This window comes from Parafrankia sp. EUN1f (genome assembly GCF_000177675.1).
Classification (GTDB): domain Bacteria; phylum Actinomycetota; class Actinomycetes; order Frankiales; family Frankiaceae; genus Parafrankia.
The window spans coordinates 50,868-65,383 of sequence record NZ_ADGX01000041.1; the positions used below are offsets into that span (position 1 = coordinate 50,868).

The 14,516-nt window shown below is 69.5% G+C and carries 14 protein-coding genes; 1 reads left to right on the forward strand and 13 read right to left on the reverse strand.

Features of this window, described 5'->3' with window-relative positions:
• Positions 1–17 precede the first annotated feature (17 nt).
• The 12 genes from FREUN1FDRAFT_RS14695 to nifH all read right to left on the reverse strand — a co-directional run bounded on the left by FREUN1FDRAFT_RS14695 (position 18) and on the right by nifH (position 11,867).
• Positions 18–638: an iron-sulfur cluster assembly accessory protein gene (locus FREUN1FDRAFT_RS14695; RefSeq protein WP_006540878.1), complete on the reverse strand. Its 621-nt coding sequence runs from the start codon at positions 636–638 to the stop codon at positions 18–20.
• On the reverse strand, positions 635–2,653 hold the full coding sequence (gene nifB / locus FREUN1FDRAFT_RS14700; RefSeq protein WP_006540879.1) for a nitrogenase cofactor biosynthesis protein NifB: 2,019 nt from the start codon (positions 2,651–2,653) through the stop codon (positions 635–637). Before nifB ends, FREUN1FDRAFT_RS14695 begins: the two co-directional genes overlap by 4 nt.
• Positions 2,650–3,018 carry a nitrogen fixation protein NifZ gene (locus FREUN1FDRAFT_RS14705; RefSeq protein ID WP_006540880.1) on the reverse strand — a complete coding sequence of 123 codons (369 nt, stop codon included), beginning with the start codon at positions 3,016–3,018 and terminating at the stop codon, positions 2,650–2,652. Before FREUN1FDRAFT_RS14705 ends, nifB begins: the two co-directional genes overlap by 4 nt.
• Positions 3,018–3,401: a nitrogenase-stabilizing/protective protein NifW gene (gene nifW, locus FREUN1FDRAFT_RS14710; RefSeq protein ID WP_006540881.1), complete on the reverse strand. Its 384-nt coding sequence runs from the start codon at positions 3,399–3,401 to the stop codon at positions 3,018–3,020. Before nifW ends, FREUN1FDRAFT_RS14705 begins: the two co-directional genes overlap by 1 nt.
• Positions 3,398–3,625 (reverse strand): CCE_0567 family metalloprotein, encoded by a 228-nt coding sequence (locus FREUN1FDRAFT_RS14715; RefSeq protein WP_006540882.1) that lies wholly within the window; start codon positions 3,623–3,625, stop codon positions 3,398–3,400. Before FREUN1FDRAFT_RS14715 ends, nifW begins: the two co-directional genes overlap by 4 nt.
• Positions 3,615–4,082 (reverse strand): NifX-associated nitrogen fixation protein, encoded by a 468-nt coding sequence (locus FREUN1FDRAFT_RS14720; RefSeq protein WP_006540883.1) that lies wholly within the window; start codon positions 4,080–4,082, stop codon positions 3,615–3,617. Before FREUN1FDRAFT_RS14720 ends, FREUN1FDRAFT_RS14715 begins: the two co-directional genes overlap by 11 nt.
• Complete coding sequence (nifX, locus tag FREUN1FDRAFT_RS14725; RefSeq protein WP_006540884.1) at positions 4,079–4,540, reverse strand: nitrogen fixation protein NifX; 462 nt, start codon at positions 4,538–4,540, stop codon at positions 4,079–4,081. The genes FREUN1FDRAFT_RS14720 and nifX overlap by 4 nt, the downstream gene beginning before the upstream one ends.
• Positions 4,534–6,078, reverse strand: coding sequence for a nitrogenase iron-molybdenum cofactor biosynthesis protein NifN (gene nifN / locus FREUN1FDRAFT_RS14730; RefSeq protein ID WP_006540885.1), 1,545 nt, complete (start codon positions 6,076–6,078; stop codon positions 4,534–4,536). Before nifN ends, nifX begins: the two co-directional genes overlap by 7 nt.
• Complete coding sequence (gene nifE, locus FREUN1FDRAFT_RS14735; RefSeq protein WP_035951652.1) at positions 6,078–7,463, reverse strand: nitrogenase iron-molybdenum cofactor biosynthesis protein NifE; 1,386 nt, start codon at positions 7,461–7,463, stop codon at positions 6,078–6,080. Before nifE ends, nifN begins: the two co-directional genes overlap by 1 nt.
• A gap of 304 nt (positions 7,464–7,767) precedes the next feature.
• Positions 7,768–9,324 (reverse strand): nitrogenase molybdenum-iron protein subunit beta, encoded by a 1,557-nt coding sequence (gene nifK / locus FREUN1FDRAFT_RS14740; protein WP_006540887.1) that lies wholly within the window; start codon positions 9,322–9,324, stop codon positions 7,768–7,770.
• A gap of 169 nt (positions 9,325–9,493) precedes the next feature.
• Positions 9,494–10,954, reverse strand: coding sequence for a nitrogenase molybdenum-iron protein alpha chain (gene nifD, locus FREUN1FDRAFT_RS14745; protein WP_006540888.1), 1,461 nt, complete (start codon positions 10,952–10,954; stop codon positions 9,494–9,496).
• A 46-nt stretch (positions 10,955–11,000) separates the two neighbouring features.
• Positions 11,001–11,867 carry a nitrogenase iron protein gene (gene nifH / locus FREUN1FDRAFT_RS14750; RefSeq protein WP_006540889.1) on the reverse strand — a complete coding sequence of 289 codons (867 nt, stop codon included), beginning with the start codon at positions 11,865–11,867 and terminating at the stop codon, positions 11,001–11,003.
• A gap of 904 nt (positions 11,868–12,771) precedes the next feature.
• Between nifH and FREUN1FDRAFT_RS14755 the strand changes: the two genes are divergently transcribed.
• Complete coding sequence (locus FREUN1FDRAFT_RS14755; RefSeq protein WP_006540890.1) at positions 12,772–13,209, forward strand: hypothetical protein; 438 nt, start codon at positions 12,772–12,774, stop codon at positions 13,207–13,209.
• Here the strand turns inward: FREUN1FDRAFT_RS14755 and FREUN1FDRAFT_RS14760 are convergent.
• A partial coding sequence (locus FREUN1FDRAFT_RS14760; RefSeq protein ID WP_035951654.1) for an adenylosuccinate synthetase occupies positions 13,169–14,516 on the reverse strand: 1,348 nt, incomplete at its 5' end. The genes FREUN1FDRAFT_RS14755 and FREUN1FDRAFT_RS14760 overlap by 41 nt on opposite strands.

Here is a 14,516-nt window from a genome sequence, read left to right on the forward strand (position 1 = left end):
TGTTGCCGTCAGGCGGGTCAGGGAACGAGCGCGACGCGCCCGATCTCCGGCAGGCTCTCCTTGATCCGCTTCTCGATCACCGCGGTGACGGTCGCCGAGGCGCTGGAGCAGCCGTTGCAGGCCCCGACGAGGCGGATGTGGACCTCGGCCGTGCCGGGCTGCCCGTTGCCGGCGAGCACGGTGACCACCTGGACGTCGCCGCCGTCACCCTGCAGGAACGGCCGGATCTCGGCCATGACGTCCTCGACCTGCGCGCGCAGCTTCGCGTCGGCCTCGGCCCGCTCGGGCTCCTCGGGGGTGCCGAAGCTGTTGCCGCAGCCGCAGGATCTGGTGGCGTTCGGGTTGGTGAAGGTGAAGCCGGACGAGGTCAGCGACTCCACGTAGTCGACGAGCAGGCCCCGCAGGTGGCCGATCATCGACGTGTGGACGAACACGTCGAAGCCGTCCTCGTGAATGACGATGTCGTCGCTCTCCGCGCCCGGAGCCAGGGCCAGGGTGTAGGTGAAGCCGGAGCATCCGCCCGGGTTCACCCCGACCCGCAGACCGAAGCCCGCGGTCTCGGCGCTGCCGCCGATCAGGGTGCGCACCTGCTTCCTGGCGCGCTCGGTCAGTTCGATGGTGCTCGGGGCGAGGGTCATGACCGGGCTACCTCCAGGTCGGCGCCGTCGGAGGCGGCGCTTTCGAGACGGGGACCTTCGGCGCGGGCACCGACCGAGTGGGATCGGTCGGCGTCGGCGTCAACACTGCGTGAGGCAGCTGTGCGGGAGCTGTCGGCTCGGGAGCTGTCGGCTCGGGAGCTGGCGATTCGGGGGCTGTCGGCGGGAGAGCCCGTGTCCGGGCGGGTCTGACCGCTTCCGTCGCCAGCGGGCTCGGTCAGCCGCCCGGACACGGCCTGGCCCGGGCCGGCCTCGGCGTGACGTGGTCCGCCCGAGCAGCCACCACCCTTTCCACCCTTTCCGGCGCCGCCGGAGCAGGAGCCGGGGCGGACGGTGACCGCGAACTCGAACGGGTCCTCGTCCATCAGGTCCGGGTCGAGCAGGTCGACGTCGACCAGCTCGCCCCCCAGCACGTCGAGGTCCAGCTCGGCGACGACGTCGGTCGGGGAAGTACCGGCGTCGTCGGAGCCGGCCGCCTGGTCGGCGGCGGCCCGGGCCGTGATCCGGGCGCCGGTCGTGGCGACAGCCTTCTCGATCAGTTCGTAGACCTCGACCGGTTCGATGCCGGCGTCCTCGAGGGCGTCATACGGACCGGGACCGATCTTGCTGCACAGCACGGCGGCGCAGTCCGAAAGCATCGCGATGGTCTTGTCGAGCACCGAGGCCCCGTCCCCGCACTCGGTCGCGCCTTCGCAGTAGCGCTGCACGTCACGGGTCTGGACGAGGCGGGCCCAGTTGAGCCCGGCCTCGTAGATCCAGAACTCGGTGGCGTGCCCGAAGTGCTGGTTCACCACACCGCTGCCCTTGGTCGCGACGGCGACCAGGACGGTGTCCTCCGGCTTGCTCCCGGTGCTGGTGATGCTCAGCGTCTCGCGCTCGGCGCGGTTCTCCTCGCGCCACCGCTCGATCTGGGCGTGCGCGGCCTGGCGGCCCTCGAGGTCGTAGGCGATCTCGCGGCCCTGGTACGTCTCCGGGCTGAACTCGTCGCCGCGGTCCTCGCCGAGCAGGCCGACGGCGTCGGCCCGGCACTGCCGGCAGTGCCGCATCATGTTCATGTCGGCGCCGTCGACGCCCTCGCAGCGGTCCTGCAGGGCCTTGAGCTCCTGCGGGGTCGGCCCGCGCTGGCCGGCGAGCCCGAAGACGGTGCCATGCTCGGGCGCGGAGACCAGCGGCATCACGTTGTGCAGGAAGGCACCGAGTCCGCGGACGGTCTGCGAGACCTCGACGAGGTGCTCGTCGTTGACCCCGGGGATCATCACCGAGTTGACCTTGGCGAGGATCTTGCGCTCGGCGAGCATCGCGAGCCCCTCGAGCTGACGCTCGGAGAGGATCTTCGACGCCTCCCGGCCGGTGTACTTCTTGCCCTTGTAGGCGACCCACGGGTAGATCCGCTCGCCGACCTCGGGATCGATCATGTTGATGGTGATCGTCACGTGGTCGACGTTCAGGTCGGCGATGCGGTCGACGTGGTCGGGCAGGGTGAGCCCGTTCGTCGACAGGCACAGCTTGATGTCCGGGCAGTCCCGGGCGACCAGCTCCAGGGTGCGGAAGGTGCGCTTCGGGTTGGCCAGCGGGTCACCCGGGCCGGCGATGCCCAGCACGCTCATCTGCTTGATCTCGCTGGCGACCAGCTTGACCTTGGCGAGGGCGTCCTCGGGGGTGAGCAGGTCGCTGGTGACGCCCGGCCGGCTCTCGTTCGCGCAGTCGTACTTGCGGTTGCAGTAGTTGCACTGGATGTTGCAGCCGGGCGCCACCGCCACGTGCATCCGGGCGTAGTACTGGTGCGCCTCGGAGCTGTAGCACGGGTGGTTCGCGATCTTCTCCGCGATCTCCGGGTCGGTCGCCGGAGCGCTGCTGCCGCAGCTCTTCTTCGACGCGCAGCCACCGCCGGGCGTAGCCGGCGCGGCGGCGGCCTGGCCGGCCGAGCCGGGCTGAATCGACAGGGGCGCCGCCGGCGCGGTGGACAGCACCGGAAGCGCGACGGGCTCGTTGGTCACGACAGCCCCTCCTCCTCATCGGTGGTCCCGCTGGTCACGGCGACGCTGCTGTCAGCCGCGGAACTCGTGGCGTGGACGGTTTCCCCGTCCTGGGTGTGGTCGGCGTGGCCGGGCGTGCCGGGCCGGAACTCGCGGCCCGCGGCCTCCAGTTCCCGCTCGAGTGCCCCGACGACGCGCCCGTTCTCGAAGGCGACCGCGTAGACGATGTGCTCCTGCAGGTAGAGACCCACGTTGATGACCTCGCCGCGGGTGCCCTCCTCGACCAGGATCTGGCCGGTGGGGATGTCCGGGTCCGGGAAGGTCCCGTCCTGGCGCAGCGCCTTGGTGGTGGCGACGACATCGCCGACGTCGAAGGCCGACCTCATCAGCTCTGCTCCTTCCCCTGCGGGCCCGCGGTCGCGGAACGCTCGATGGTGATCTCTGAAACCGGGACGAACGCCTCCGGCTCCGGCGCGCGGTCCTTGAGGACCTTGAACAGCCGGTGGTCCAGCGCCGTCGCTGTGGTGAAGGCCTCGTACGAGCGGATCAGGGCCTGGCGGTAGTCGCGCAGCAGTTCCTCCGGCGACTGCGAGGCGTCCGCCGCATGCAGGCCGGCGATCTCCCCCGCGAAGTAGCGCAGGATGTGCAGCCGGTTGACGGCCACCACCCGCGGGTCGAAATCGACGTCGAGCAGCTCGAAGTACTGCTCGGCGGTGGAGCAGCGCCGGAACTCGGCGAGCTGCTCGTCGACCTGGCCGGCGGCGCTCACTTCGCCGCCTCCTTCGCCGCGCGCAGCTCGTTCTCCAGCACCGCGACCTCGGCGTAGGCGTCGTAGGTGCGGCGGGCGACGTCGAGGATGCCCTCCCAGCCGAGCGGCAGCTCCTCGGAGAGGTCGTGCAGGTCGAGCTTGAGCTGGGACGCCTTGCTGTTCATCTTGCGCAGCCGGGTCTGGATGGCGGCGACGTCGGTGCCGGCGCTGGTGTCAGGAGTCATCGCGGGCAGCCTCCCGGTACTGGTCGACGTACTTGGCGGCGGCGGTCACGAAGGCCTCGCCGCGGGCGGCGAGGTCCTCCAGGGAGTTGAAGCCGAAGCGCTGGGCGTCACGCAGGACGTCGGAGAGCACCACGAGCCGTCCCGCGAAGATGACGACCCGGCCGAACCCCTCGTGGTTCAGGTCGAGCACCGTGGTCGTCTCTGCCCTGGTCGCCTTCTCCACCGCGGCGGCGACCGCCTGGTAGAAGGAGCGCACCCGGGCCTCGATGACCGCGTCGATGTCGCAGGCCACCGAGATCTGGCGCCGCTGCTCCTTCGTGAGGACGAACGGGGCGAGCATCGCCTCGTCGGAGAACTTGTCGAGCTTGCCGTAGGTGTCGCCGGCGCGGAGCTGGTCTGCGAGGTCCTTCAGGAACCCCTCGACCTTCCCGTTCGCCGCGGATGTCGATGCGGTCATGCCGTTCCTCCCATGGTTGTCGGGGTCGACGTGGCCGAATCCGAGGCGGACGAACCGGTCGTGGCCGGCGTCCAGGCGGGAGCTTCCTGGGGGCTGTGCGCCCGCAGGATCTTGCGCAGCCACGGCGGCGGGCTGCCGGCGAGCACGTCGACGAACTTGGTGAGCAGGCCGTCGATCGCGGTGCCCTTGGCGACCTTCATCGGGTAGATCTGGGCCTTGATGACCTTCGCGGCCGCGGTCCCTCCGATGTCGGAGACGTTGAGGATCGCGCAGTCGGTGACGGCGGCCAGCCGAGAGGCGATCTTGTCCTCCTCGTCCTCCTCGGCGGGCCCGAGCTCACGGGTCTCGAACAGTCGGTAGCCCTGCGGTCCGACCTCGTAGACGTCGAACCGGCGGCACCAGCCGAAGTGCTGGTCGACGGCGCTTCCGTCGCCGGTCGCGAAGGCGATCTTCAACATGAGGGCTCCTCGCACAGAACGTCGAGCTCGTCGAACGGGTGGATCGGGTGCGGGCTGACGTCGACGTCGCTGCGCTCGGCGCGGTGGCCCGGGTCGTCCCGGTGCGGTTCCGCGCGGTGGTCGGCGTGCTGGTGCTCTATGTGCTGGTGCTCTATGTGCTGGTGCTCCGCGTTCGGGTGCTCTGCGTGTTGGTGCTCTGCGTGCTGGTGGTGGTGGTCGAGCAGCCGGTTCGCCGCGTCCACCAGGAGCCGCAGGCTGCCGCTGTACCCGGCGGTCGTGCGCAGGGCCGCGCCGAGCCGGTCATAGATCGGGAAGCCGACCGGCAGGTGCGGGATGCCGATGCGGTCGGCGACCGCCCGGGTGTGGCTGGACCCGATGACCAGCTCCGCACCGCCCTCGACCGCCCGCTCCTCCAGGTCGACCAGGTCGCCGATGACGATCTCGTCCCACGGGGCGGTGGCCAGCACGGGGGCGTCCGTCGGGGAGACTGCCGCCACGATCTCGACGCCGACGTCGCACAGCAGCGAGCCGACGGCGACCAGCGCCTCGGGCTCCATCGCGAGCGCGACCCGGGCGCCGCCCAGGTAGAAGTGGGTGTCGAGCAGGCCGTCGGCGAGGCGGGCCCGGGCCCGGCGCACCTCGTAGGACGGACCGCGGCCGGACCGGGCCATCAGGTCGCTGACCAGCCCGTCCACCGCCCGCAGGCCGCTGAGGTGGTCATAGCGCAGGAGATCGGCGTCGGTGCGGCCGGCGAGGTCGGCACCGGCGGCGGCCGCGGTCGCCCCGGCCGTGATCACCAGGCCCGCGCGGTCGAGGCGGCGCAGCCGGGTCAGGTCCGTCCCGCCGGTCGTCGTCGGCTGCCAGGCCGGGGCGAGGTGCCCGTCCAGCGAGCCCGACAGGTCCGGGACGAGGATCGGGCTCAGCCCGAACGAGCGGATCAGCGCGCTCAGCTCGTCGAGGTCCGCGGCGGTCAGGGACGGGCCGACGAGCACCGCGACCGTGGTCTCACGCTCGAGGCCGTCAGGGTCGGGCCCGTCAGGGTCGGGGCCGTCGAACGGCACCGTCGTGACGAGCGCCCGCAACGCGGCCGACCAGCCGTCCGACAGGCCGCCGACGAAATCAGGCGTCGACACCCGCACGATCAGCGGGGCGCCCTCGGGAGTGGTGTGCTCCATCATCGCGATGTACTGGCGCATCTGGCCGGCGACGTCCTCGCCGCTGACCTCGGTGACCCCGGTGGTAAGCAGCCCGATGATCTCGGGGCGCTGCTTGGCGCGAATCGCGTCGAGGTGCACCACGAGCTCCTCACCGCTGCCCATGACCGCGGTGACCTCGGTGATCCCGGTGGTCTGCAGCGGAACGGGCTCGTTGAAGTGCCGGGTGAGCAGCGCCTTGGCGAACGAGGCGCAGCCCTTCGAGCCGTGCATCACCGGCATGGAGCTGGCGAGGCCGAGGAAGACCAGGGCGCCGCCGAGGGGCTGGCTGAACTTCAGCGGGTCCAGGCCGGCCCGCCGGCTGCTCGTGACGACCCGCGCCATCACGCCACCCCCGCTGAGGTGCTGGCGACGTCCCAGGGTGCGGGGGCACGGACCTGCTCCCACACCGGGTTGGTCAGGGCCAGGTCGAGGCGGCGGGCGAGCTCGACGGCGCCGCGGTAGCCCGCGTAGGGGATGTGCCGCTCCTGGTTGATGTCCAGGAAGGGCAGCCGCCCCTTGAGCGCGGTGTACATGTTGCGGCCACCGGCGACCAGGATGTCCGCGCGGGTCTCGTCCGCGATGCGCAGCAGCTCGCGCGGGCTGCCCTCGGAGACGATCTTCGCATCCGGGCCGAGCAGCTCGGAGATCTTCTCGACGTCCCCGTCGGAGCTCTTGGTGATGCCGTTCGCGACGACCTCGATCCCGAGGTCCTGCAGCGCGGCGACGATCGACCAGCTCTTGACCCCGCCGGTGTAGAGGACGGCGCGCTTGCCGGCGAGCCGCTCCCGGTAGGGCTCCAGGGCCAGGTCGACGGCGGTCTGCTCGAGCTCGATGAGTTCCTCGGCGCGCTCGGCGAGCGCGCCGCCGCCGAGCAGGCGGGCGAACTGGCGCAGCGTGTCGTTCATCGCCCGGACGCCGTAGAAGCTGCCCTCGAACCAGGGGATGTCGTAGCGCTCCTCCAGCCCGCGGGCCAGCCCCAGCAGGGCCCGGGAGCAGACGACCATCGTCGCGCGGGCCCGGTGGGCGGCGGCGACGTCGGCGTAGCGGGCGTCCCCGCTGATGCAGGCCCGCACCCGCAGGCCCAGCTTGGACAGCGTGGGCAGGACGTCCCACAGCTCGCCGGCGATGTTGTACTCGCCAACCAGGTTGACGTCGTACTCGCTCACGTCGGCCGGTTCGACCGTGCCGATGACGTGATCGAGCAGCGCGTCACCGGCGATCTTGTTGCCGAGGTTCTTGTTGCCGACGAAGCCCGGCGCGTGCACCGGGATCACCGGCACGCCGGTGTGCGTGGCGGCGGCGGCGCACACGGCGTCGAGATCGTCGCCGATCATGGCGGTGACGCAGGTCGAGTAGACGAACACCGCTGGCGGCCGGTGTCGCTCGACGGCTTCGAGAATGGTGTCGAACAGGCGCTGCTCGCCACCGAAGATCACATCCTGCTCGCCGACGTCGCTGGTGAAGCCGCGTCGGTAGAGGTCGGGTCCTGACGACAGGCTTCCCCGCCCGTCCCAGGAGTTGCCGGCGCAGGCGATGGGGCCGTGCACGACATGGGCACTGTCAACGATCGGGACCAGGGTGATCAGCGCACCGTCGAAGGTGCAGCCCCCGCTGGTGCCACCAGGCGCGGGCTTGGGGCAGCCGGCCTTGCGCTCCTTCGCGGACTTCTCCCGGTTGTGGTCACAGGCCGGTTCGGTGAAGAGAGTTGCGCGGTCAGTGGCGGCCATGGCGATCTCTCCGCTTGGGAGGGCGTTGCCCTCAATGAGCTGGGTGAGCGGGGCCGTTCGATGGACCAGCGGTTCTTCTGAACCGGAGCGGTTGTCGGCGGTGGGGGTGTGGCCGGCCGACCAGGGCGCCGACCCCGGCAGGGGCGGGGCGCCGGCCTCTCGCGACACAGGGGGCGCGGTCCCGGCGCGCGGGCGGGGCTCCGTCCGAGCGGGGGCGTGGGGCCGCCGGCCGGCCGACCACTGGGAAGGCCGTGCGTACCGTTCGGGGGATGCCGATGCTCAGGAGACATCCCCCGAACGGGACCTAGCGCACGGCGTCGAAGCTATGCGGCAGGCAGTTGCGGTCCAGCTCGTCCAGGAAGGTGTTCACCATCTGGGTGAGCAGGCTCAGCCCACCGGTGTACCCGATAGTCGCCTGGCGGTGCAGGTGGTGACGGTCGAAGATCGGGAATCCGACCCGGAGCAGCGGAACGTTCGCCTCCCGGGAGATGTACTTCAGGTAGGTGCTGCCGATGAGCAGGTCGACCGGCTCGGTGAAGACCAGCGACCGCAGGTGCCACAGGTCCTTCTCCGGCCAGACGGTGGCGGCGTCGCCGAACTTGCTCGCGGAGAGAACCTTCTCCATGCGCGCCTTGAAACCGCTGTCGGCGTTGGTGCTCACCAGGTGCACCGGCACCATGCCGCACTCCAGCACGAACCGGGTCAGCGCGACGACCAGGTCCGGGTCGCCGGCGATCGCGACCCGCTTGCCGTGCAGGTAGGCGTGCGAGTCGGCGAGGGCGTCGACGAGACGTCCACGCTCGACGGTGAGCTCGGCCGGGACCGGCAGGCCGGTCAACCGCGCGATCTCGGTCAGGAACTGGTCGGTGCCCCGGATGCCGATCGGCGTCTCCAGGACGGCCGTCTCCTGCTTCCAGGTGTCCCGGACGAGTTCCGCCGTCCGGCGCATCGTGGATTCCTGCAGGACGACGCTGGCCTTGCTGAACTTGGCGGTCGCGGCGTCCGCCAGCTTGGTGCCACCGGGGTAGAGGTCGTACTCCCCGTTCGCCGGCGAGTCGAGCGCGTCGGAGTGGTCGCCGAGGATCAGGGGGGCGACCCCCATCAGCTCGAGGATCCGGCGGTACTCACGCAGGTTGCCGAGGTAGGTCTCGAAACCGGGGAAGATGTTGAGCTGCGGCTTCCCACCGGTCTGCGGAGCCTTGGCGTCCGGCCCCGCCGTGACCATGTCAAGGATGCCCTTGATCATGACGTCGTAGCCGTTGAGGTGCGAGCCCACGAAGCTCGGGGTGTGGGCGTACGAGACCGGGAACTCCTGGGTGATGGCTTCCTGGTCCCGCGCGGTGCGGATGTAGGCGAAGAGGTCCTCGCCGATGACCTCGGCCATGCAGGTGGTGCTGACCGCGATGTGCTTCGGCTTGTACAGCGCCGTCGAGTTCGCGAACGACTCGACCAGGTTGTTGATCCCGCCGAAGACCGCGGCGTCCTCGGTCATGGAGGTGGAGGCCGCCGGGACGGGCTCCTTGAAGTGCCGCGCGAAGTGGCTGCGGAAGTACGCGACGCAGCCCTGCGACCCGTGCACGATGGGCAGCGTGCCCTCGAAGCCGATGGCCGCGAGCACCGCGCCGAGCGGCTGGCAGGCCTTGGCCGGGTTGACGGTCAGGGCCTCGCGGGCGAAGTTCTTCTCGCGGTACTCCCAGGTGCGGGTCCACTCCAGGACCCGGTTGACCTCGGCGTCGTCCGCACCGTTCTCGAACTCGCGCTTGGTCTCGAACTGCTTGGTGTAGACCTCGTCCTTGAACAGCTCGGTGTGGTCGAGGACCTTAAGCGGGATGTGACTGTTCGTCTCGGGAGTCGTCGTCACCGGACCTCCTCCTTTCTGCCGTGACTTGAGCCTTTTCCATCGCCGACTCGGGCTGACGGCATTCCTGGCCGTGCGCCGCGAGATGGAGAAGGCTCACTGATGGCCGCCGGCAGCCACCGGTGATCACCGGTGGTCGCCGGTGGTTGCCGGCGGAGCCGGAACTAGCTGGTCAGGAGACCTCTCCGGACTTCGACCACGGGGTCTCCATCAGGTCCCAGGTCGGGCTGTTGATGGCGATGTCCATGTCGCGGGCGAAGATCGCGAAGCCGTCGACGCCGTGGTACGGCCCGGAGTAGTCCCAGGAGTGCATCTGGCGGAAGGGGATGCCCATCTTGTGGAAGACGTACTTCTCCTTGACACCGGCACCCATGAGGTCCGGCTTCAGGAACTTCGCGAATTCCTCGAGCTCGAAGGCGGTCGGGTCGTCGTAGAGGACCGTGCCTTCCTTGAGCATCCCGTAGGTCCGGGTGTAGTCGTCCTTGTGGGCGAACTCGTAGCCCGTGCCGATGACCTCCATGCCGAGGTCCTCGTAGGCGCCGATGGTGTGGCGGGGGCGCAGGCCACCGACGGCGAGCATGACCCGCTTGCCCTCGAGCCGCGGCCGGAAGGCCTTGATGATCTCGTCGAACTGCTTCTGGTACCGGGCGATCGCGGCCTCGGTCTTGGCCTGGATCGTCTCGTCGAACTTCTCCGCGATGGCACGCATCGACTTGACGATCTTGGACGGGCCGAAGAAGTTGAACTCCATCCACGGAGTGCCGTAGCGCTCCTCCATGGTGGTGCAGATGTAGTTCATCGACCGGTAGCAGTGGATCAGGTTCAGCTTCGACAGGTGCGTCGAGGCCATCTCGTTGATCGTGCCGTCACCGGACCACTGGGCGATGATCCGCAGGCCCATGTCCTCCAGGATCCGGCGCGACGCCCAGACGTCACCACCGATGTTGTAGTCACCGATGAGCGCGACGTCGTACGGGGTGGAGACGTGGTTCTCGCCACCGGTGCCGAGCACGTGGTCGCGGACCGCGTCGTTGGCGATGTGGTGGCCCAGCGACTGGCTGACACCGCGGAAGCCCTCACAGCGAACCGGGATGACCGGCTTGCCGAGCTTCTTCGAGGCCGCGCGGGAGGTGGCCTCGATGTCGTCACCGATCAGACCGATCGGGCACTCGGACTGCACCGAGATGCCCTTGGCCAGCGGGAACAGCTCGTTGATCTCGTCACAGACCTGCGCCAGCTTGGGGTCACCGCCGAAGACGATGTCCTTCTCCTGGAAGTCCGTGGTGACCTGCATCGCGGCGAAGTTGGTGACACCCCACGGGCCGCGGGCGTAGTTACGCCGGGTGGCCCAGGAGTACTGGCCACAGCCGACGGGGCCGTGGCTGATGGTGACCAGGTCCTTCACCGGGCCCCACACCACGCCCTTGGAGCCGGCGTAGGCGCAGCCACGGATCGTCATGACTCCGGGGCGGGACTTGATGTTGGACTTGACCTCGCACTCCTTCGACCCCTCGGGGTCGTTGGCCTTGAGGTGCTTGGCGCGGAACTTGGCCGCCTTCGCGGGGTAGTGCGACAGGACTTCGGCGATCATCGCCTCGGTCTCGGCCCGCGGCGGGGTCGGCGTCGTCGTCATGATCGGAACCTCATCCTCGACGGTGACAGAGCTGGAGCCGGGTCGGTCAGGCGGTCGCGGCAGCCTTCTGGCCGATGATGCTCGTGTCCTCCTGCTCCATGATCCCGAACTCGATCAGCAGGTCCTCCAGCTCGTCCATGCTGATCGGGGTGGGGATGGTCTTCATCTCGTTCTCGTCGATCTTCTTGGCCAGCTGGCGGTACTCGTTGGCCTGGCTGTTCTGCGCGTCGTACTCGATGACCGTCATCCGGCGCAGCTCGGCGTGCTGCACGACGTTGTTACGCGGGATGAAGTGGATCATCTGGGTGTTGAGACGGCGGGCGAGCTCCATGATCAGCTCGTCCTCGCGGTCGGTGTTACGGCTGTTGCAGATGAGGCCACCGAGACGCACGCCACCGGAGTGGGCGTACTTGAGGATGCCGCGGGAGATGTTGTTCGCCGCGTACATGGCCATCATCTCGCCGGAGGTCACGATGTAGATCTCCTGGGCCTTGCCCTGGCGGATCGGCATCGCGAAGCCACCGCACACAACGTCACCGAGGACGTCGTAGGTGACGAAGTCGAGGTTCTCGTAGGCGCCGGCCTCCTCCAGGTAGGTGATGGAGGTGATGACGCCACGGCCGGCGCAGCCGACGCCCGGCTCCGGGCCACCGGACTCGACGCACTTGATGCCCCACGCACCCTCGACCAGGACCTCGTCGAGCTCCAGGTCCTCGACGGAACCCTTCTCGGCAGCGAGCTCGATGACCGAGGTCTGGGCCTTCGAGTGCAGGATGAGGCGGGTCGAGTCGGCCTTGGGGTCGCAGCCGACGATCATGACCCGGCGGCCCATCTCGGCCATGGCGGCCATGGTGTTCTGCTGGGTGGTGGACTTGCCGATACCACCCTTGCCGTAGAACGCGATCTGGCGCATTACTTCTCCTCCTGGAGCCTGGGTACGCATGCACGGTTTCGCACAGTGCGTCCCGCGGGCCGGAATTCGGTCGCGGTCGTGGCCCCGCAACCGAATGGGCGCTGGTAGCTCGTCCACCCGGCGTGCCGCGATGTCTAGGAACCGTAGGAGGAATTCATTTCGGAAGCATGTACGTCGGTAACCGCCCCGTTAACAAGAAATCGATCGGGATGACGGTGAACTGGCCACTCAGGAAAGCACGAAAGATAATCCCGAGGAAAAACTTATCCTGCTGGCCATTACCGGCGGCGCTACCTGCACGTGCGCTGGCACGCGCCTTAGCAGAAGCCGCGGCACGGGGCCCTACGGGGACCCCCACTCGGTGCCTGACCCGGTTTCGACCCGATCAGCGCCTCGTTAATCGGAAGTATCCTCGCTGGTGACCGCACCAGATATACCTGCCCAGGTATGACGTGAAACACAGGATTACCGACCGAAGACTTTCGCCTACAGCCGCATCTGCGCCAACCCGAACAGCTCACATCCGTGCCTGCGGAACTATACCCGAGATTTCTGCCGTGTTCGCGGACCACTATCGTCCCCGCTGCGGATACCGTGGGCCACGACCCCCTTCGCGGCACCCTCCACCGAACCAGCCCGGCCGTGGGTCGTGGCGGGATTTACGTCTCGGAAACCGCACCCACCGGGCCGTTCTGGACCAGGTCCGGTGGGCCGGGTAGCGTTGCCTCGCGCACACGCGGAAAAAGGCGCGCGTGCGCACCCGCAAACAGCTCGACAGGCAATCTCGGCAGACGCGGACGACTCGACAGACAGGACGACCCGACAGGTTGAACGGCTCGGCAGGTTGAACGACTCGACAGCTCGTGCCCATCCGCAGCGGTACCGAAAGCCAGGACGGTAGGAAGTGACGGAAGCTCAGGCCGTCGACGCCTGGTCCGGCTCGCCCATCTCATGGGAAGAACTGCGCACCGCGGTCGTCGGCAACAACGGTGTCTATCGCATCGACATGGCAGTCCTGCGTGAGATCGGCGGCTATGGCCGGCTCGGCACCAATGTACGACAGATACTCAGCCGGAAACTCGCCGGAGTCGGCCTCGGCCATCTCCCCGCCGAGCTGCCGTCCTATCAGGACAAGCAGGTGCTGTTGTACCAGTACGGCACCCCGGCGGCGGAGATCGTCGAAGCGCTCAGCGAAGGCGCCACCGACGGCGCGGAGGCCGCGCTGCTGCGGCTGAACTCCTCACAGGACCTCGCCAAGGTGCGGGACGCCTCGATCAAGGCGGTCGAGCTCCTGTCCATCCTCAGCGAGCGGTGCAAGGACTGCATGGGGCCCCTGCACTGAGCCCTGTCCGGTGACCTGCTCGTCCGGTGACCTGCTTGTCCGCGGCGCGCGGGCCGCGTGAGAGCAGCGTCACCGGCGCGTCCAACAGCTCGGTCACCAGATCGGGCCAGGCATCGACGTCGGGGCGCGCGCCGAGCACCGGCTCGGCGCGCGCAAGCCTGCGGGTCAGCGCCTCCTGCCGGTCCAGATCGCCGGGAGGCCCCGCCACCAGCCGGCTGACCGTCGCCCCGTCGATCCGGTAGGCGTCGCAGACCCACAGCCCCAGCCCCGGCGGCAGCCGCTCGACCACGTCCAGGTGCGTGAGCGCGAGCGCGTCCACACCGCCGGCGGCCTCGACCGCGTACCGATGCGCGACCGCGTCGAAGTGACCCACCCGGAACGCCCCCTGCCACCGGCCGGTCCCGTTGTGGACGTCCGGCAACGCGGCGGTCAGCTCCGCGTCCTCGGTCACCAGCGGCCCGGGCCCATGGCGGGTCGTGTAGGCACGCACGACTCCGAGGCGCCGGGCCGTCCCGCCCCGGCCCACTTCGGCCAGCAACTCCTCGGCATTGCGCGCGGTCGTCGTCGACCAGGTCGTGAACGGGTGGAAGCCATGCCACTCGTCGAGCAGCACGCCCTGCGCCCCCTCGAACACGACCGGCCCGCGGTCGCACAGCACCCGCAGCCAGGAGCTGTCGACGATCCGCGTCAGCTGGCCGAAGGCGGTGAGCACCGCCACGCAGTCCTCCACCTCCGGTATCTCCTCCACCGCCGGCAGCGCCGTGAGCCGAGCGGGCCCTGTCTGCCCGCCGGAGCCGGCCGCGCCGAGCCCGGCGGGTGCGGCGAGCCCGGCGAGTGCGGTGAGCTCGGCGCGCAGCCAGTCGTGCAGCTCACGCAGCCGGGCGCGCAGGCGCGACGGGCTGCGGCAGTCGGCGACCCGCGGCGCCACGGCCGGCCGGGCCAGCGCGTAGGACACCGTCTCCCCGATGCCCATCCCGCACGAGCCGTGCCGCCCGGCGCCCCGGGCCAGCTCACGGACCCGGTTCGCGATCGCGTGGTACGGGGTGGTGAGCAGGGCCTCGCCGTCCACCGTCAGCCTGGCGAAGGGGTCGGGCACGCCGACCGACTCCAGGTGGGCGGCCTCCGCCACCAGGGCGAACGGATCGACGAGCATCGTGCGGGCCAGGTGGGTGGCGCAGCCCGGGGTGAACGAACCGGCGCCGAACTGGGCGAACGTGTGATGCCGGCCGTCGTCGGTGACGACGTTGTGGGCGGCCTGCGCCCCGCCGTTGAACCGCACCACCGTCGGTGCCCGCCCACCCGCGCCG

What these genes read in the sequence shown, in the direction of transcription:
- FREUN1FDRAFT_RS14695 (WP_006540878.1), bottom strand. Translation starts at nt 638, where the DNA reads ATGACCCTCGCCCCGAGCACCATCGAACTGACCGAGCGCGCCAGGAAG.
- FREUN1FDRAFT_RS14705 (WP_006540880.1), bottom strand. Translation starts at nt 3,018, where the DNA reads ATGAGGTCGGCCTTCGACGTCGGCGATGTCGTCGCCACCACCAAGGCG.
- FREUN1FDRAFT_RS14715 (WP_006540882.1), bottom strand. Translation starts at nt 3,625, where the DNA reads ATGACTCCTGACACCAGCGCCGGCACCGACGTCGCCGCCATCCAGACC.
- FREUN1FDRAFT_RS14720 (WP_006540883.1), bottom strand. Translation starts at nt 4,082, where the DNA reads ATGACCGCATCGACATCCGCGGCGAACGGGAAGGTCGAGGGGTTCCTG.
- nifX (WP_006540884.1), bottom strand. Translation starts at nt 4,540, where the DNA reads ATGTTGAAGATCGCCTTCGCGACCGGCGACGGAAGCGCCGTCGACCAG.
- nifN (WP_006540885.1), bottom strand. Translation starts at nt 6,078, where the DNA reads ATGGCGCGGGTCGTCACGAGCAGCCGGCGGGCCGGCCTGGACCCGCTG.
- nifE (WP_035951652.1), bottom strand. Translation starts at nt 7,463, where the DNA reads ATGGCCGCCACTGACCGCGCAACTCTCTTCACCGAACCGGCCTGTGAC.
- nifD (WP_006540888.1), bottom strand. Translation starts at nt 10,954, where the DNA reads ATGACGACGACGCCGACCCCGCCGCGGGCCGAGACCGAGGCGATGATC.
- nifH (WP_006540889.1), bottom strand. Translation starts at nt 11,867, where the DNA reads ATGCGCCAGATCGCGTTCTACGGCAAGGGTGGTATCGGCAAGTCCACC.